The 15,037-nt window shown below is 75.3% G+C and carries 16 protein-coding genes; 10 read left to right on the top strand and 6 right to left on the bottom strand.

Features of this window, described 5'->3' with window-relative positions:
* The first annotated feature begins 147 nt into the window (after positions 1-147).
* Positions 148-1,317, top strand: a complete 1,170-nt coding sequence (locus ACFQ8E_RS08440) for a sensor histidine kinase (RefSeq protein WP_430550123.1) — start codon at positions 148-150, stop codon at positions 1,315-1,317.
* Positions 1,314-1,943 (top strand): response regulator, encoded by a 630-nt coding sequence (locus ACFQ8E_RS08435; protein ID WP_430550122.1) that lies wholly within the window; start codon positions 1,314-1,316, stop codon positions 1,941-1,943. Before ACFQ8E_RS08440 ends, ACFQ8E_RS08435 begins: the two co-directional genes overlap by 4 nt.
* Positions 1,944-1,947: 4 nt before the next feature.
* Here ACFQ8E_RS08435 and ACFQ8E_RS08430 read toward each other — a convergent pair whose 3' ends face one another.
* Positions 1,948-4,545 (bottom strand): ATP-dependent DNA ligase, encoded by a 2,598-nt coding sequence (locus ACFQ8E_RS08430; RefSeq protein ID WP_430550121.1) that lies wholly within the window; start codon positions 4,543-4,545, stop codon positions 1,948-1,950.
* Between the two features lie 83 nt (positions 4,546-4,628).
* The gene (locus ACFQ8E_RS08425; RefSeq protein ID WP_430550120.1) at positions 4,629-5,495 is read right to left on the bottom strand and encodes an alpha/beta fold hydrolase; all 867 of its coding nucleotides are present in this window, start codon (positions 5,493-5,495) and stop codon (positions 4,629-4,631) included.
* A gap of 110 nt (positions 5,496-5,605) precedes the next feature.
* On the opposite strand from ACFQ8E_RS08425, the gene ACFQ8E_RS08420 reads away from it, so the two are divergent.
* From ACFQ8E_RS08420 to ACFQ8E_RS08410, 3 genes are all read left to right on the top strand, one after another.
* Positions 5,606-5,998: a hypothetical protein gene (locus tag ACFQ8E_RS08420; RefSeq protein ID WP_430550119.1), complete on the top strand. Its 393-nt coding sequence runs from the start codon at positions 5,606-5,608 to the stop codon at positions 5,996-5,998.
* A 146-nt stretch (positions 5,999-6,144) separates the two neighbouring features.
* Entirely contained in the window at positions 6,145-6,921 is a 777-nt protein-coding gene (locus ACFQ8E_RS08415; RefSeq protein ID WP_430550118.1) for an SDR family NAD(P)-dependent oxidoreductase, read from the top strand.
* 24 nt (positions 6,922-6,945) lie between these two features.
* Positions 6,946-7,224, top strand: coding sequence for a glutaredoxin family protein (locus ACFQ8E_RS08410; RefSeq protein ID WP_430550117.1), 279 nt, complete (start codon positions 6,946-6,948; stop codon positions 7,222-7,224).
* A 40-nt stretch (positions 7,225-7,264) separates the two neighbouring features.
* Here the strand turns inward: ACFQ8E_RS08410 and ACFQ8E_RS08405 are convergent, their stop codons facing one another.
* A complete protein-coding gene (locus ACFQ8E_RS08405; protein ID WP_430550116.1) occupies positions 7,265-8,092 on the bottom strand; it encodes an ABC transporter permease in 828 nt (275 codons plus the stop codon).
* Positions 8,089-9,060: an ABC transporter ATP-binding protein gene (locus ACFQ8E_RS08400; protein ID WP_430550115.1), complete on the bottom strand. Its 972-nt coding sequence runs from the start codon at positions 9,058-9,060 to the stop codon at positions 8,089-8,091. The genes ACFQ8E_RS08405 and ACFQ8E_RS08400 overlap by 4 nt, the downstream gene beginning before the upstream one ends.
* Before the next feature lie 113 nt (positions 9,061-9,173).
* Between ACFQ8E_RS08400 and ACFQ8E_RS08395 the strand changes: the two genes are divergently transcribed.
* The 3 genes from ACFQ8E_RS08395 to ACFQ8E_RS08385 are packed head-to-tail and all read left to right on the top strand — an operon-like array spanning position 9,174 to position 11,238.
* On the top strand, positions 9,174-10,304 hold the full coding sequence (locus ACFQ8E_RS08395; RefSeq protein ID WP_430550114.1) for a sensor histidine kinase: 1,131 nt from the start codon (positions 9,174-9,176) through the stop codon (positions 10,302-10,304).
* Entirely contained in the window at positions 10,301-10,975 is a 675-nt protein-coding gene (locus tag ACFQ8E_RS08390) for a response regulator (protein WP_430550113.1), read from the top strand. Before ACFQ8E_RS08395 ends, ACFQ8E_RS08390 begins: the two co-directional genes overlap by 4 nt.
* Before the next feature lie 41 nt (positions 10,976-11,016).
* Complete coding sequence (locus ACFQ8E_RS08385) at positions 11,017-11,238, top strand: SCO4848 family membrane protein (protein ID WP_430550112.1); 222 nt, start codon at positions 11,017-11,019, stop codon at positions 11,236-11,238.
* A gap of 25 nt (positions 11,239-11,263) precedes the next feature.
* Here the strand turns inward: ACFQ8E_RS08385 and ACFQ8E_RS08380 are convergent, their stop codons facing one another.
* Entirely contained in the window at positions 11,264-11,653 is a 390-nt protein-coding gene (locus ACFQ8E_RS08380; protein WP_430550111.1) for a nuclear transport factor 2 family protein, read from the bottom strand.
* A gap of 89 nt (positions 11,654-11,742) precedes the next feature.
* Here ACFQ8E_RS08380 and ACFQ8E_RS08375 point away from each other — a divergent pair, with 89 nt between their 5' ends.
* Positions 11,743-12,708 (top strand): Ku protein, encoded by a 966-nt coding sequence (locus tag ACFQ8E_RS08375; protein WP_430550110.1) that lies wholly within the window; start codon positions 11,743-11,745, stop codon positions 12,706-12,708.
* A 10-nt stretch (positions 12,709-12,718) separates the two neighbouring features.
* Here the strand turns inward: ACFQ8E_RS08375 and ACFQ8E_RS08370 are convergent, their stop codons facing one another.
* Positions 12,719-13,276 (bottom strand): TetR/AcrR family transcriptional regulator, encoded by a 558-nt coding sequence (locus ACFQ8E_RS08370; protein WP_430550109.1) that lies wholly within the window; start codon positions 13,274-13,276, stop codon positions 12,719-12,721.
* 108 nt (positions 13,277-13,384) lie between these two features.
* Between ACFQ8E_RS08370 and ACFQ8E_RS08365 the strand changes: the two genes are divergently transcribed.
* A complete protein-coding gene (locus ACFQ8E_RS08365; protein ID WP_430550108.1) occupies positions 13,385-14,941 on the top strand; it encodes an MFS transporter in 1,557 nt (518 codons plus the stop codon).
* Positions 14,942-15,037 lie beyond the last annotated feature (96 nt).

Here is a 15,037-nt window from a genome sequence, read left to right as displayed (position 1 = left end):
CGTCGGCGCCGTGGGCGAGGTCGGGGGTGAGGTCATCGGCCCAGGCTCGTCGGCCGCGTCGCGCCGCCGCATCGGGCGTCCGGGGCGCGGGGGATCGTCCGAACGGATGAGGTGCGGACGCGTCGTGCGCGGCTAGCGTGGTCGTCCGTGCCCGGATCCCTCACCCGCGGGGTGCACCTCGCCTTCGCCGCGCTCGTCGTGACGTCGGCGGCGCGCTACCTCACCAACCACGGCCTCGACGGCCAGTGGTGGCTCGTGGTCGCGCTGCTGCTGGCGGTCGCCGTCGCGTACGCGGGCCTCGTGCTGCTCGCCCGCCGGTCCGGCGGGGCCGGGCCGGGCGCCGTCGTCCACGGCGTGCTGGCCGTGCTGCTCGTGGCGTGGTCCGCGCTGGTGCTGGTCGCGCCGAGCTTCGCGTGGTCGGCGATCCCCTTGTTCTTCGTGTGCCGCAGCCTCGTGCCGGTGCCCACGGCGCACGTCCTCGTCGGCGCGGTCGCGGTCGTCACGGGCGTGGCGCTCTTCGACCTGTCCGGCCGCAGCGACTGGGCGGCCGCCGTGGCTCCGCTCGTCGTGGCGGTGCTGCTCAGCCTCGCCTACGACGCGATCGTGCGGCAGGCGGGCGAGCGCGGGCGGCTCCAGCACGAGGTCGCCGTCCTGGCCGAGCGCGAGCGCGTGGCGCGGGAGATCCACGACACCGTGGCCCAGTCGCTGTCGTCGGCGGTGCTGCGCCTCGAGGCCGCCGACCAGCGCTGGGACGCCGACCCCGACGCCGCGCGCGACGACGCCCGGCAGGCCGCCGTCGCCGTGCGCGCCAGCCTCGGCCAGACGCGCGACCTCGTGCACGACCTCGTCGACCCGTCCCCGGCGACCGGCGGGGTCGCGCCCGCCGACGTGGAGGCGGCGGTCCGGACCGCGGCCCGGCGGCACGTCCCCGACGCCGAGCTCACGGTGGTCGGTGACCGCGTGCCGGTGGGGCCGGAGGTCGCGCACGCGCTCGCGCGGATCGCCCAGAGCGCGGTCGCGAACGTGCACCGGCACGCCGGCCCCGCGCGGCTCGGGCTCACCCTCACCTACCTGCCCGACGCCGTCGCGCTCGACGTGTTCGACGACGGTCGCGGCTTCGACGTCGCCGCGGTGAGCTCCCGCGCCGCCGGGCCGGACGGCGGGTTCGGGCTGCGCGCCATGCGCCAGCGGGTGGAGCAGCTCGGTGGCACGATCACGGTGGAGAGCGCGCCGGGCGAGGGGACCGTCGTCGGGGTGCAGCTGCCCGTCGCGGGAGGGCCGCCGGCGACCGGACCGGACGACCAGGAGGACGCATGAGCGACCCGATCACCGTGCTGCTCGTGGACGACCACCACGTGGTGCGCGCCGGGCTGCGCGCCCTGCTCGACTCGCAGCCGGACCTCACCGTCGTGGGCGAGGCGGGCACCGCCGACGAGGCCCTCGACGCCGTGGCACGGCTCGCGCCCGCGCTCGTCGTCATGGACCTCGAGCTCGGCGCGGCGGAGGACGGCGTGGCCGCCACCCGCCGCATCAGGGCCGCCCACCCCGACGTCCCGGTGCTCGTGTTCAGCGCCTACGACACCGACGCCGACGTGGTGCGCGTCGTCGACGCCGGCGCCATCGGCTACGTGCTCAAGGACGCCCCGCCCGCCGAGATCTTCGCCGCCGTGCGCGGCGCCGTCGTCGGGCGCAGCGTGCTCTCCCCGCCCGTCGCGTCCCGGCTGATGCAGCAGGCGCAGAACCCCGGCAGCGCGCTCACCCCGCGGGAGGCGGAGCTGCTCACGCTGCTCGCCCAGGGGCTGAGCAACCGCGAGCTCGGCCGCCGGCTGTTCATCTCCGAGGCGACCGTCAAGACCCACCTCGCGCACGTGTACGCCAAGCTCGGCGTCGAGTCGCGGGCGGCCGCCGTCGCGCACGCGCTGCGGGGACAGACGGTGCGCTGACGAGTCAGCTCTCGACGCCGACCTGGTCCGGGCGCTTGTCGTCGCGCCACCCGCGCCACACCGAGTGCCGCAGCCGCGGACCCTCGTCGTCCGCGCCGTCGGTCGCGCCGAGGACGGCGGGGTCGCTCGTCCAGTCGCCGTACGTCACCTCGGCCACCCGCTCGGGCGCGGCCCACCGCGCGTGCACCGCCTCGGTGCGGGGCACGCCGTCGAGCGGCGCGTCGTCCACGGGCCGCAGGCGCCGGACCACCTCGCGCCGCTCCGCCTCCTTGAACCCCGTGCCGACCTTGCCCACGTAGCGCAGCACGCCGCCGTCGTCCGGCACCGCCAGCAGCAGCGACCCGGCCACCCGCGCGTCCTCCCGACCCGTCCCGGCATGCAGCGGGCGCCAGCCCACGACCACCACCTCCTGGGTGCGGGCGTGCTTGATCTTTAGCCAGTCGCGCGAGCGGCGGCCCGGCGTGTACGACGACCGGCGCCGCTTGGCCACCACCCCCTCGAGCCGCATGAGACGGCTGGTCTCCAGCGCCTCGTCGAGCGTGCCGTCCAGGGCGTCGGGCACGTGCACCGGGCGGCGCGGCGTCACGACCCGCGCCAGCTCCGCGCGGCGCTCGGTGTACGGCCGGTCGGTCACCGCGCGCCCGCCCACGACCAGCACGTCGAACAGCACCAGGTCGACCCCGACCGCGCGGCGCGCCTTCTCGACGTCGCGCGGCCGGGTGAGGCCCGCCCGCTGCTGGAGGCGGCGGAACGACGGGCGCCCGTCCGCGTCGAGGGCGACGATCTCGCCGTCCAGCGCCAGCGGCAGGTCGTCGTCCGCGACCATCTCCGCGACCGCCCGCAGCTCCGGGAACGTCACCGTGAGGTCCTGCCCCGAGCGGGACGTGAGCCGCACGGCGCGCTCGTCGTCGCCGTCCGTGCCGCCATGGAGCACCTCGACCACCGCGCGGAAGCCGTCCCACTTGACCTCGAACGCCCAGTCGTCCGGGTCCAGCCGCGCGAGCTCGCCCGGTGGCGCCGTCGTCGCGAGCATCGGGCGCGGCGTCTCGGGCGGCGCGTCGTCGTCAGGCGCGCGGCCGGGGGCCGGCGACCGTCCCGCGGGGGCGTCGTCCGCGTCACCGCCGTCGTCTCCACCGTCGTCCGCGCCGTCGCCCGCGCCGTCGTCCTCGTCCCCGGGCTGTGCCTTCGTGCGGTGGATCAGCCACGAGTTCTGGTCGTCGCCGCCGCGCCCGCCGGTGCGGATGAGGGCGAGACGTCGTGAGCCGCGCCGCTCGCTGTGCAGGACGGCGATCACCTCGTCCTCGCGCCACTTCTCCAGGTCGTAGGTGCCGGCGTCCCAGATCGTCACCTCGCCGCCGCCGTACTCGCCCGCGGGGATGCTGCCCTCGAACGCGCCGTACTCGAGCGGGTGGTCCTCGGTCTGCACGGCCAGGTGGTTCTGCTTCGGGTCGGTGGGCTCGCCCTTCGGCAGGGCCCAGCTCACCAGGACGCCCTCGTGCTCCAGCCGGAAGTCCCAGTGCAGGCGGCGGGCGTGGTGCTCCTGGACGACGAAGGTCGGCGCGCCGTCGCGGGGGTCCGGGCTCTCGGGGCCGAACGGCTCCGGGGTCTTCTCGGGGTCGCGCTTGGCGCGATACGTCTCGAGCTTCTCGGCCGGCGTGCGCTCGAACGTCGCCATGCGCTCCGGCGTGGGCTCGAGCTGGGCCAGGTGCCCGGCCGCCAGGGGCTCCAGGAGGTCGCCGTCGCGCTCCAGGCGCTCGACCACCTCCGTGAAGGTGAGGTGGCGCAGGTCGGGGTCGTCGAGCTCGTCCCAGGTGCGCGGCGCGGCGACGGTCGGCTCGTCGCGGCCCCGCAGCGAGTACGGCGCGATGGTGGTCTTGGCGCCGTTGTTCTGCGACCAGTCGACGAGCACCTTGCCCGCGCGCAGCGACTTCTTCATGTCGCTGACGACGAGGTCCGGGTGCTCCGATTCCAGGTGGCGCGCGAGCTCGTGCGCCACCGCCGAGACGGCGTCCGCGGTGAGGGAGTCGTCGTGACCGACCAGCGCCGCGTACAGGTGGATGCCCTTGGAGCCGCTGGTCACGGGCAGCGGGTCGAGGTCCATGCCGCGCAGGATGTCGCGCGCCAGCCGCGCGACCTCGGCGCACTCGGCCAGGCCCGCGCCCGGCCCCGGGTCGAGGTCGAGGACCAGACGGTCCGGGGGCATCGGCGTGCCCGTGCGGCCGAACCGCCACTGCGGCACGTGGATCTCGAGGGTGGCCGTCTGACCCAGCCACGTCAGCGTGGCGAGGTCGTTGACCAGCACGTAGTCGTTGGTCGACGTGCGGTGCTTGATCGAGCGCCGCGGCACCCACGACGGCGTCGACGCGTCCAGGTTCTTCTGGAAGAACATCTGCCCGGCGACGCCGTCCGGCCACCGCTTGCGCGTCGCGGGGCGGTACGCCGCGTGCCGCAGCAGCGCCGGTGCCACCTGGGCGAGGTACTGCAGCACCTCGCCCTTCGTCGTCCCCGTGGCCGGGTAGTACACCTTGTCCAGGTTCGTCAGCTGCAGGCGGCGGTCGTCGACCGTGACGGTCTGCGGCTTGCTCGACGACGCGCGTGCCATGCGGACATCGTCGCGCGAGGGGTCGATGCGCGCGCCTCGGGCGGGCACGCCGACCATCAGGAGGCGCCAGAGCGACCGCCGGGTCACGCGGGGGCGAGGAACTCCCGCAGGGCGGCGGCCACCTCGCCGGGAGCCTCCTCGGCCTGGTGGTGGCCGGACCGGATGAGGCGGTGCCGCAGCGGCCGGTCGAGCCACGGCTCCCAGATGGCGGCGGGGTCGCCGTGGATGTCCAGGTCGTCCTCGGTCGACTCGAGCAGGAGCGTCGGGCATCCCACCCGTCGCCCCGCCGCGCGGTCGTCCTCGTCGTGGCGTCGGTCGATGCCGAGCCCCGCGCGATAGTCCTCGCACATCCCGTGCACGACGGCGGGGTCCCGCAGCGCGTCCCACACGTCGGCATGGTTCCCGGGCCCGATGACCTCCGGCGGTGGCGTGCGGTACCAGGCGTCGGGGTCGGCGTCGATGACGCGCTCGGCGGGCTTCTCGTCCTGGGCGAGGAACCACCAGTGCCACCAGGCGCGGGCGAACCGCGCGTCCGTCCGCTCCAGGTGCTCGACGACGGGCAGCCCGTCCATGACGACGAGGTGCGTGACCCGCTGCGGGTGGTCCATGGCGGTGCGGAAGGCGACCAGCGACCCGCGGTCGTGGCCCACCACGGCGAAGCTGTCGTGGCCCAGGGCGGACATCAGGTCGACGACGTCCCGGGCCATCGCCCGCTTGCTGGACTGCGCGTGGTCGGGCGCGTCGGGCGGCAGGGTCGACCTCCCGTAGCCGCGGAGGTCAGGGCAGACCACGGTGTGCTGCTGCGTGAGCAGAGGCGCGACGGCGTGCCACGTCGTGTGGGTCCGGGGGTGCCCGTGCAGCAGCACCACCGGCGTTCCCGTGCCGCCGTGCCGCACCCGCACCGTCACCTCGGGAAGGTCCACCCTGTCCAGCCGGAAGCCGTCGAACATGGGGCGACACTAGCGACGTGCCCCGGTGGTCGCCTCACGCCGGGGGACGGGCGGCACGCACCCTCCTGCCCGGCGGACGCGGGCCGTCCCGGTCTGCCACGATGTCCGGCATGGACGACCCGCCCGTCGAGGCACCCCGCGCACCGGGAACGGCGCTGACGTCCCACGAGCGCGCGCTCCTGGAGCGGGTCTGCGCGGGGTCGTGGCGCGGTGCCGCGGAGGCCAGGGCGCAGCTCGCGCACGCGCGGTGGGGCGGCAAGGACCACGAGGGCGACGCGTGCTTCCTCCTCGACGTCCCGGCCGTGCCGGGTCTGCCGAGGATCCCTCCCCCGCACGACGGCGGCACGATCGCCTCTCTCGAGGTGGTCGACGGGGACGACGGTCTCGGTGTCCTCGAGCTCTGGGTGGAGGACGGCAGGCTCTACTCGCTCGACTACAGCACGTTCGGCGACGACACCGTCGAGGTGCTCCCCGACGTCCGTCTGGTCCGCGGCGACGCATGACGATCCAGGGGGCGTGAGGTCGGGGGCCGCGCGCCCAGCGATGCCGTCACCGCTCGTCCGGCCCGTCCTTGGGTCGTCGGTCCTCGCCTCCGCCGCGGATCGACCGCAGGGCGGAGAGATCCACGAACCGTGGCAGGGTTCTCCGCGTGACCGACGCGTACCTGTCCTCCCTGTTCTCCCTCGACGGCCGGACCGCTCTGGTGACCGGCGGCAGCTCCGGCATCGGGCGTGCGATCGCGGGCGCGCTCGCCCGGGCCGGAGCGCGCGTCGTCGTCCTGGCCCGGCGGGAGGCGGAGCTGGACGACACGGTCGCGGAGCTGCGGGCGCACGGCTGCACCGTCGACCGCGTCAGCGCGGACCTGAGCACCCGGGCCGGCGTGCGGGCGGCGGCCGAGGAGGCGGCCGCCGTCTTCGGCGAGCCGGACGTCGTGGTCAGCTCCGCGGGCATCAACCTGCGGCCGCCGCTGGGGGAGACGGACGACGCCACCTGGGACGCGACCATGGCCGTCAACCTCGAGGCGCCCTACCTGCTGGGGCAGCGCTTCGGGCCCGGCATGGCGGAGCGCGGGTTCGGCCGGCTGATCCACGTGTCCTCCCAGCAGGCGCACCGTGCCTTCGTGCAGTCCGGCGTCTACGGGGTGTCCAAGGGCGGCCTGGAGTCGCTGGCCCGCTCGCAGGCCGAGGCCTGGTCGTCCCGGGGCGTCACCGCCAACACGCTGGTGCCCGGCTTCGTCCTCACGCCGCTGAACGCCCGGCTGCAGTCCGATCCGGCGCGGGTCGAGGCGCTCGCGGCCCGCACGATGGTGGGCCGCAACGGGCTGCCCGACGACTTCGCCGGCGCCGCCGTCTTCCTCGCCGGCCCGGCGTCCGGCTATGTGACCGGACAGTCACTGTTCGTGGACGGCGGATTCTCCGCTCACTAACCCCATGGGGGTATGGTGCTGCGCATGACCGACGACACCACGACCGACCTCCGCCGCCCCGCGACCCTCACGATGTACGGGGCCACGTGGTGCGGCGACTGCCGCCGCGCCAAGCGCGTGCTCGACACCCGCGGCGTCGAGTACGTGAACGTGGACCTCGTCGCCGACCCCACGCGGGCCGACGACGCCGAGGCGATCAGCGGCCGCAAGAACATCCCCGTGGTCGTCTTCCCCGACGGCGAGTTCTTCGTCGAGCCCACGGACGCCGAGCTCTCCGCGAAGCTGGACGCGGTCGGCCTCTGAGGCCACCGGCCCCGGGCCGCGCGTGCGCCGCCCGGGGCCGTCACTCCCAGCGGAACCACGCGGCCGCCGCGCCGCCCGCGACGACGGTGGTCGCCCCCAACCCGACGAGGGCGGACCCCGGCAACGCGACGCCGGCCCACGCCGCGCCGAGCGCGTCGACGGAGGCGCCGAAGGGGAGCCAGCCGCCCAGCGTGGCGAGCGCGTCGGGCAGGTTCTCCCGCGACCCGAACATCCCGCCGAGCGCCGCGAGGCCGAAGAACGCGACGAGGCCGATCGCCACCGCGGAACCCGGCGTCGGCGCGACGGCGGCCACGAACATCCCGACCGCGTACATCGCGGCGATCGCCAGCGCCAGCACGCCCGCCGCCACCCACGGGTCGGCCGGCGGCGAGGCGCCCAGCCACACGAACGCGACGCCGAGGGCGATGGCGATGCCCAGCAGGATCTGCACCACCCCGACGAAGGCCTGCGCGCCGAGCACCATCGCCGGGGACGCCGGGGTGACGCCGAGGCGCTTGAGGATCCCGGAGCGGCGGTAGTAGGCGAGGAAGCTCGGCATGTTGATCACGCCGACCGTCGCGACCACCATCGTCAGCGTCAGCGGGATCACGTAGACGTCCAGCGGCGTGCGCCCGCCCGTCCCGGGGACGACCTGGTCCAGGCCCGGCGCCAGCCCGTTCATCACGAGGATGAGCAACGGCATCCCGAGCGGGATCACGAGCCCGGCCGTGTCGCGGGCCACCATCCGAGCCTCGGCGACCGTGAGCGCGAGCCACGCCCCCGCACCGGGCCGCACCGGGCGCGGGGGAGCGCCCGGCTCGGGCAGCTCCAGCACGCGGGGGGTGGTGGGATGGCGGGCGGTGGTCATGATGCCTCCAGGGGGCTTCCGGTGAGGGCGAGGAACGCGTCGTCGAGGGTGGGGCGGCGCAGCTGCGTCTCGGTCGCGACGACGCCCGCGGCGGCGAGCGCTGCGCCCACCGCGTGCAGCAGGTCGCCGCGGGACGGGTCGTCCGCCGCCGTCGTCCCCGCCGCCGCGGCGCCCGCGACGACGAGCCGCGGGCCGGTCGCGTCGACGTGCTCGACGACGGGCAGCCGGGTCAGGAGGTCGGCGGCGCCGGGGTCGTCGGTGCGCAGGGTGACGGTGGGCCGCAGGCCGGCCAGGTCGATCAGCTCGGCGGCGGTGCCGCGCGCGACGACACGGCCGGCGTCGAGGATCGTCACGTGGTCGCACAGCCGCTCCACCTCCTCCATGAGGTGGCTGACGAGCAGGACGGTGACGCCGTCGGCCCGCAGGTCCTCGACCAGCGACCACATGCTGCGCCGCGCCTCGGGGTCCAGGCCGGTGGTGAGCTCGTCGAGGATGACGGCCCGCGGCGCCCCCACGAGGGCCAGTGCGACCGAGACCCGCTGCTGCTGCCCGCCCGACAGCTTCTCGAAGCGGACGTCGCGCGAGGCGCCCAGGCCGACGCGCTCGACGAGCAGGTCGGGGTCCAGGCCGCGCGGGTAGAAGGACCGGTACAGGCGCACGAGCTCGAGGACCGTCAGCGCGCCGTGGAGGTACGCGCCCTGGAGCTGGACGCCGAGCACGCCGCGCACCCGGCCGCGGTCCGTGCGCGGGTCGAGCCCGAGCACCCGCACCCGCCCGGAGTCCGGGGACCGGGCGCCGGCCAGGAGCTCCACGGTGGTGGACTTGCCGGCGCCGTTGCGGCCGAGCACGCCGGCCACCTCGCCCGGTCCCACGGAGAGGCTCACGTCGTCGAGGGCGACCACCGGTGGGCGGCCGCGGCCCCGGGTGCGGTAGGTCTTGCGCAGGTGCTGCGCCACGAGTGCGGTCATGGCGGCGACGCTACGGACGCGGCCGGCGCCGTCGCGCGTGCCGCCGGTCACGACCTGCGCCCATGACTTCCGGCACTCCTCGTCGTCCGGGCTCGCCGGATAGCGTGGGTACCGTGCGCCGGCTGGGACCCGAGGAGACGTCCGGGCTGACGATCCTCGTCGTCTGCCTGGCGGTCGTCGTGCCCGTGCCCTTCGTGGCGGAGCCGGACCGGATGCTCGTGCCGCTCGCCGTCTGGGTGCTGCTGGCGCTCGCGTGGCTCGCCGCGACGGTCGTCGTCGTCCTGCGGCCGCCCCGCACCCGCGCCGCCTACGCCGGTCTCGCGGCCCAGGCGCTGCTGACCGCGGCCCTCGTGATCACGGTGCCCGGGATCGGCTGGCTGCCCATCCTGCTGGTCTTCGGCGCCGCGCTGAGCACGTACGTCGGTCCGACGCGCGTGGTCGTCGCCGTGATCGTGGCGAACACGCTGGCCCTGCTCGTCGCCTTCCTGCTCGCCCCGGGGGACGCGCGGCCCTTCGAGATCGTGCTGTCGCTCGGGCTCTACCTCCTGCTGCAGGTGGCCAGCGCGGCGGTGAGCGTGGCGCTGCAGCGCGAGCAACGGATGCGCACCGAGCTGACCGTCGCCCACGCGGAGCTCGCCGCGGCGGCGGTGCTGGGCGAGGAAGCGACCCGCGCGTCCGAGCGCCTGCGCATCTCCCGCGAGCTGCACGACCTCATCGGGCACCAGCTCACGGTGCTGACGCTGGAGCTCGAGTCCGCGGCGCACCTGCCGCCCGAGCGCGCGGCGGATCACGTGGAGCGGGCCCGCACCGTGGCGCGCGAGCTCCTCGGCGACGTCCGCGCCACGGTGGGCGAGCTGCGCCGCCGCGCGCCGGACCTGCGCGAGGCTCTCGCCGCCGTCGCCTCCGCCGTGCCGTCCCCGCGGGTCGAGGTCGACGTCGCCGAGGACGTCGTCGCGGACGAGGAACAGACGGCGGCCCTGGTCCGCGTCACCCAGGAGGTCGTGACCAACGCCGTGCGGCACGCGGAGATGGCGACGGTGCTGCGGATCGAGGTCGCGGCGGACGACGACGGCGCCCTCACCCTCGTCGCCCGCGACGACGGCCTCGGCTCGGAGCCGGTCCGGATCGGGCACGGGCTCGCGGGCATCGTCGAACGGGCCGAGGCCCTGGGCGGGGGCGCGACGTTCGACGCGTCGGCGGGGTTCACGGTGCGGGCACGCCTCGCCGCGCGGGCGGCGTCGTGACGGCGCGCCCCGCGCCCGGGGGGCCGCGCGACCGCGTGCGCCTCGTGCTCGCCGACGACCAGACGCTCGTGCGGCACGGCATCCGCAGCCTGCTGGAGATCGCGGGCGGCATCGACGTGGTCGCGGAGGCCGAGGACGGCGCGACGGCGGTCGACGCGGTCCGGGAGCACGAGCCCGACGTGCTGCTGCTCGACCTGCGGATGCCCGGCCGCGACGGGATCTGGGCGCTGGAGACGCTGCGCGCCGCCGGGCCGGAGGTCGCGGTCCTCGTCCTGACGACGTTCGACGACGACGCTCTCGTGCTGCGTGCGCTGCAGGCGGGGGCGCGGGGCTACCTGCTCAAGGACGTGACGCTGGAGCAGCTCGCGGACGCGGTGCGGACCCTGGCCGCGGGGGACACCCTGGTGCAGCCCGCGGTGACGGCGCGCCTGCTGCGGGCGGTCCGCTCCGGGCCCGCGCCGGCCGACGTCGCGCAGGCGGAGCTCACCGGGCGGGAGCGGGAGGTGCTGCGCCTCATGGCCCAGGGGTGGTCGAACCGCGAGATCGCGGACGCCCTCTACCTCGCGGAAGGCACCGTGAAGAACCACGTGTCCAACGTGCTGCTCAAGCTCGGCGCCAAGGACCGCACCCGGGCGGTGCTCCTGGCGCTGCAGGGCGGCCTGCTCGCCTGAGGGTTTCCTCGCCGGACGGGTCGTGGCCGATACTCGACACCGTGGAGATCCCCGTCGTCTGGTCCGTCGTCCTGCTCGTCGCCGCCCTGTGGAACCTGGCGGTGTGGCCCTCGTTCTGGCGCCGCGTGACCAAGGACCCCCGCGCCCGCGACGACGCCGGTCGCCCCACCCGGTTCTTCACCGTGCACGCCGTGCTGGTGGGCGTCTCGATGCTGCTCGCCCTGCTGGTGGGCGTCGTGGGCGTGCTCGGCCTCGTCGGCTGACGCCGCGGCAGGTCGGACCGGCCCGTCAGCCGGCGTCGTACCGCTCCACCAGGTGCTCGCGCCCGGCCGGCGGCTCGGACGGCTCGGGCCAGATGTCGGTGACGCGCCGGACCAGGCCGTCGTCGGAGACGTCGAGCCAGACGTTCGCGATCATCCGCTCGTCGCCCACGCGCGCGTCGAGCCACAGGGCGGCCCGGGCGCCGTCCGCGACCACGTGCCGCACGGTCAGGTGCCAGTCGCCGGGGTACTCCTGGTTGAAACGGAGGTACGCGTCGCGGCCGCGGATCCGCTCGCGGCTCTGCGGCATCTCGTAGACGACGTCGGGGTCGAGGAGTGCGCCGAAGGCGGCCCAGTCGCGGCGCTCCAGCGTCGCGGCGTAGGCGTGCGCGACCTCGCGCGTCGTGGCGGTGTCCATGGCGAGACCGTAGGCGCGGCGTCCGACATCCGCCCGGCCGGCGCCGGCGCACGCTGGCGGGGTCCGGCGGCTCGCGTGACGATGGTCGCATGAGGGCGATCTGGAAGGGCGCTGTGACCTTCGGCCTGGTCAACGTGCCGGTCAAGCTGTACAGCGCGACCGAGGACCACGACGTGCCGCTGCACCAGGTGCACGACGAGGACGGAGGGCGCATCCGCTACCGGCGGGTGTGCGAGCTGGACGGCGAGGAGGTGCCGTACCAGCACATCGACCGCGCCTACGACGACGGCGAGCGGACCGTGGTGCTCACGAAGGACGACTTCGCGGCGCTGCCGGCGGAGGCGAACCGGGAGATCGAGGTCGTCGAGTTCGTGCCGAGCGACCAGATCGACCCGATCATGCTCGACCGCACCTACTACCTCGAGCCGGACTCCAAGAGCCCGAAGGCGTACGTGCTGCTGCGCCGGACGCTCGAGGAGACGGACCGCACCGCGATCGTGAAGTTCGCGCTGCGCCAGCGCACCCGGCTGGCGGCGATGCGCGTGCGCGACGAGGTGCTGGTGATGCAGACCCTGCTGTGGGCGGACGAGGTGCGCGAGGCCGCGTTCCCCTCGCTCGACGGGTCCGTGACGGTGTCCGACAAGGAGCTGGCGATGTCCGGCCAGCTCGTCGCGAGCTACGAGGCCGACTTCGCGCCCGAGGAGTACGAGGACGAGTACCAGGTGCAGCTGCGCCAGCTCATCGACGCCAAGATCGAGCAGGGCGACGCGCTCGACACCTCCGAGACGTTCGGCGAGCAGCCCGAGAAGGAGGACGCGGACGTCATCGACCTCATGGAGGCGCTGCGCCGGAGCGTCTCGGGTTCGAAGGGCGGGTCGAAGGGCGGGTCGAAGGGCGGGTCGAAGGGCGAGGCGGAGGAGAAGGCCCCCGCGAAGAAGAAGGCCCCGGCGACGAAGCCTGCGGCGAAGAAGGCGCCCGCGAAGAAGGCGCCGGCCAAGAAGGCGCCTGCGAAGAAGACGCCCACGACGAAGACGGCGGAGCGCAAGACGGGCTGAGCCCGCCCCGTCACGCCGGGGCGCCCCCGGCGGGGGCGCGGGCGGCGGCGATCTCGCGCACGAGCGTCAGCAGCTCGTCGATCTCGTGGTCGTCCGGGCCGGTCGCGCCGACGGAGGCGAGGGTGTAGAGGCCCTCGCCCATGAGGGAGACGGCCCGCGCGAGCACGGGGTCGCCCAGCTCGTCCTGGACGGCGGCCGTCCAGGCGGTCTGCGCGTCGTCGAGGACGGCGCGGGCGCGCGGGGAGGCGCCCTGCGCGACCCGGGACGCGGCGAGGTACACGACCTCGAACTCGCCGCCGATGACGGTCGAGGTGCGCAGCAGGTAGTCGGTCGCGCCCTCGGGGGCGGTGCGCATGGCGTCGACGTCGGCGGCGGTGAGGACGGCCAGGTGGTCGAGCAGCCCTTCGACGAGGGCGTCCTTGGAGGGGAAGTGGTAGAGCAGGCCGCCCTTGGACACGCCGGCCCGCTCGGCCACCGCGTCGAGCGTCGCGGCTCGCTCCCCGGACTCGACGAGGAGCTCGGCGAACGCGCGCAGGACCTTGGCTCGGGCGGCGGGGGCGGGAGGCATGTCGACAGCCTAGTGGCGAGGTGTTACTGTACCGGCTGGACGGTGCGGAAGTTCGGCATCACCATGTCGCCCCGGCCGTCCGCAGCGTGTGAAAGGCACCTCAGGTTCATGGCTCAGACCCAGGTGACGACGCACCCCACTCCCTCGGCCACGAGCCGCCTCGCCCCCGCGCGCCCCGCCGGCGCCGGGCGTCGCTGGGCGGCCCTCGCCGTGCTGATGCTGCCGGTGCTGCTCGTCTCGATCGACAACACGGTCCTCAGCTTCGCCCTGCCGCAGATCTCGGAGGCCCTCGCCCCGGGCGGCACGCAGCTGCTGTGGATCGTCGACGTCTACCCGCTCGTGCTCGCCGGCCTCCTCGTGCCGATGGGCTCCGTCGCCGACCGCGTCGGCCGCCGCCGCCTGCTCCTGATCGGGGCCGTCGGCTTCGCCGTCGTGTCCGCCGTCGCGGCCTTCGCGCCGACCGCGGGCGCGCTGATCGCCGGCCGCGCGGGCCTCGGCTTCTTCGGTGCGATGCTCATGCCGTCCACGCTGTCGCTGCTGCGCAACGTGTTCACCGACCGCGACGAGCGTCGCCTCGCCATCGCGATCTGGGCCGCGGGCTTCGCGGCGGGCTCGGCCGTGGGACCGATCGTCGGCGGCCTGCTGCTCGAGCACTTCTGGTGGGGCTCCGTGTTCCTCCTCGCCGTGCCGGTGCTGGCCCTGCTGCTCGTGCTCGCGCCGGTCTTCGTGCCCGAGTCGCGCGACCCGGCGCCGGGCCCGGTCGACCCGGTCTCGATCGTCCTGGTCATGGCGGCGATGACCCCGGTCGTGTTCGGCATCAAGACGCTCGCCAAGGGCGCGCTGCCCTCCCTGGGCCTCGCGTCGATCGCGGTCGGGCTGCTCATGGGCGTGCTCTTCGTGCGCCGGCAGCTGCGCCGCCGGAACCCGATGCTCGACGTGCGCCTCTTCGCGGTGCCCGCCTTCACCGGCAGCGTGCTGGTGAACCTGCTGTCGGTGTTCTCGCTGGTCGGCTTCCTGTTCTTCGTGTCGCAGGACCTGCAGCTCGTCATCGGACTCTCGCCCGTGCAGGCGGGGCTCGTGCTGCTGCCGGGCACCGTGGCGATGGTCGTCGCGGGCCTCGCCGTGGTGAAGGTCGTGCGCCGCGTGCGACCGTCGCACGTCGTCGCGGCCGGGCTGGCGCTGTCCGCCGTCGGCTACCTCGTCACGGCGCTCGTCGCCGGGCGCGGCGAGGCCGGCTGGCTCGGGCTCGCGTTCGTCGTCCTGGCGATCGGCGTGGGGTCGGCCGAGACCGTCTCCAACGACCTCATCGTCTCGACGGTCCCCGCCGCCAGGGCGGGCGCCGCCTCGGCGATCTCCGAGACCGCGTACGAGGTCGGCGCGGTGCTGGGCACCGCCGTCCTCGGCGGGATCCTCACCGGGTCGTACCACGCGAACGTCGTGGTGCCGTCGGGCGTGCCCGCCGCGGACGCGGCGTCGGCCGCCGAGACGCTCGGCGGCGCGACGAGCGTGGCGGCCGACCTGCCGGCCGGCCAGGCGCAGGCCCTGCTGGACTCCGCGCACGCGGCGTTCGGCAGCGGCGTCGTCGTGACGTCCGCGATCGGCTTCGTCGCGGTGCTCGTCGCCGCGGGGATCGCGCTGACGACGCTGCGCGCCGTGCGCTCCTGACGCCCGACGCCGTCCGTGAGGGCGGTGTCACACCCGCGACGGCGGCGCCACCGGCGAGGACGGTGGCGCCGCCGCCCGCGTTCGGCGAGGGTGGAC

Source organism: Isoptericola sp. NPDC056573 (genome assembly GCF_042793335.1).
In the GTDB taxonomy this organism is placed as follows: Bacteria; Actinomycetota; Actinomycetes; order Actinomycetales; family Cellulomonadaceae; genus Isoptericola.
Note: the sequence above shows the minus strand (reverse complement) of the source record. Positions and strands in the feature narration are given on the sequence as shown.

Bases quoted from the DNA above. Each gene is read 5' to 3' on its own strand.
- ACFQ8E_RS08405 (WP_430550116.1), bottom strand. From the start codon at position 8,092: ATGACCACCGCCCGCCATCCCACCACCCCCCGCGTGCTGGAGCTGCCC.
- ACFQ8E_RS08370 (WP_430550109.1), bottom strand. From the start codon at position 13,276: ATGCCTCCCGCCCCCGCCGCCCGAGCCAAGGTCCTGCGCGCGTTCGCC.
- ACFQ8E_RS08420 (WP_430550119.1), top strand. From the start codon at position 5,606: ATGGACGACCCGCCCGTCGAGGCACCCCGCGCACCGGGAACGGCGCTG.
- ACFQ8E_RS08430 (WP_430550121.1), bottom strand. From the start codon at position 4,545: ATGGCACGCGCGTCGTCGAGCAAGCCGCAGACCGTCACGGTCGACGAC.
- ACFQ8E_RS08410 (WP_430550117.1), top strand. From the start codon at position 6,946: ATGACCGACGACACCACGACCGACCTCCGCCGCCCCGCGACCCTCACG.
- ACFQ8E_RS08425 (WP_430550120.1), bottom strand. From the start codon at position 5,495: ATGTTCGACGGCTTCCGGCTGGACAGGGTGGACCTTCCCGAGGTGACG.
- ACFQ8E_RS08380 (WP_430550111.1), bottom strand. From the start codon at position 11,653: ATGGACACCGCCACGACGCGCGAGGTCGCGCACGCCTACGCCGCGACG.
- ACFQ8E_RS08400 (WP_430550115.1), bottom strand. From the start codon at position 9,060: ATGACCGCACTCGTGGCGCAGCACCTGCGCAAGACCTACCGCACCCGG.
- ACFQ8E_RS08375 (WP_430550110.1), top strand. From the start codon at position 11,743: ATGAGGGCGATCTGGAAGGGCGCTGTGACCTTCGGCCTGGTCAACGTG.
- ACFQ8E_RS08435 (WP_430550122.1), top strand. From the start codon at position 1,314: ATGAGCGACCCGATCACCGTGCTGCTCGTGGACGACCACCACGTGGTG.
- ACFQ8E_RS08365 (WP_430550108.1), top strand. From the start codon at position 13,385: ATGGCTCAGACCCAGGTGACGACGCACCCCACTCCCTCGGCCACGAGC.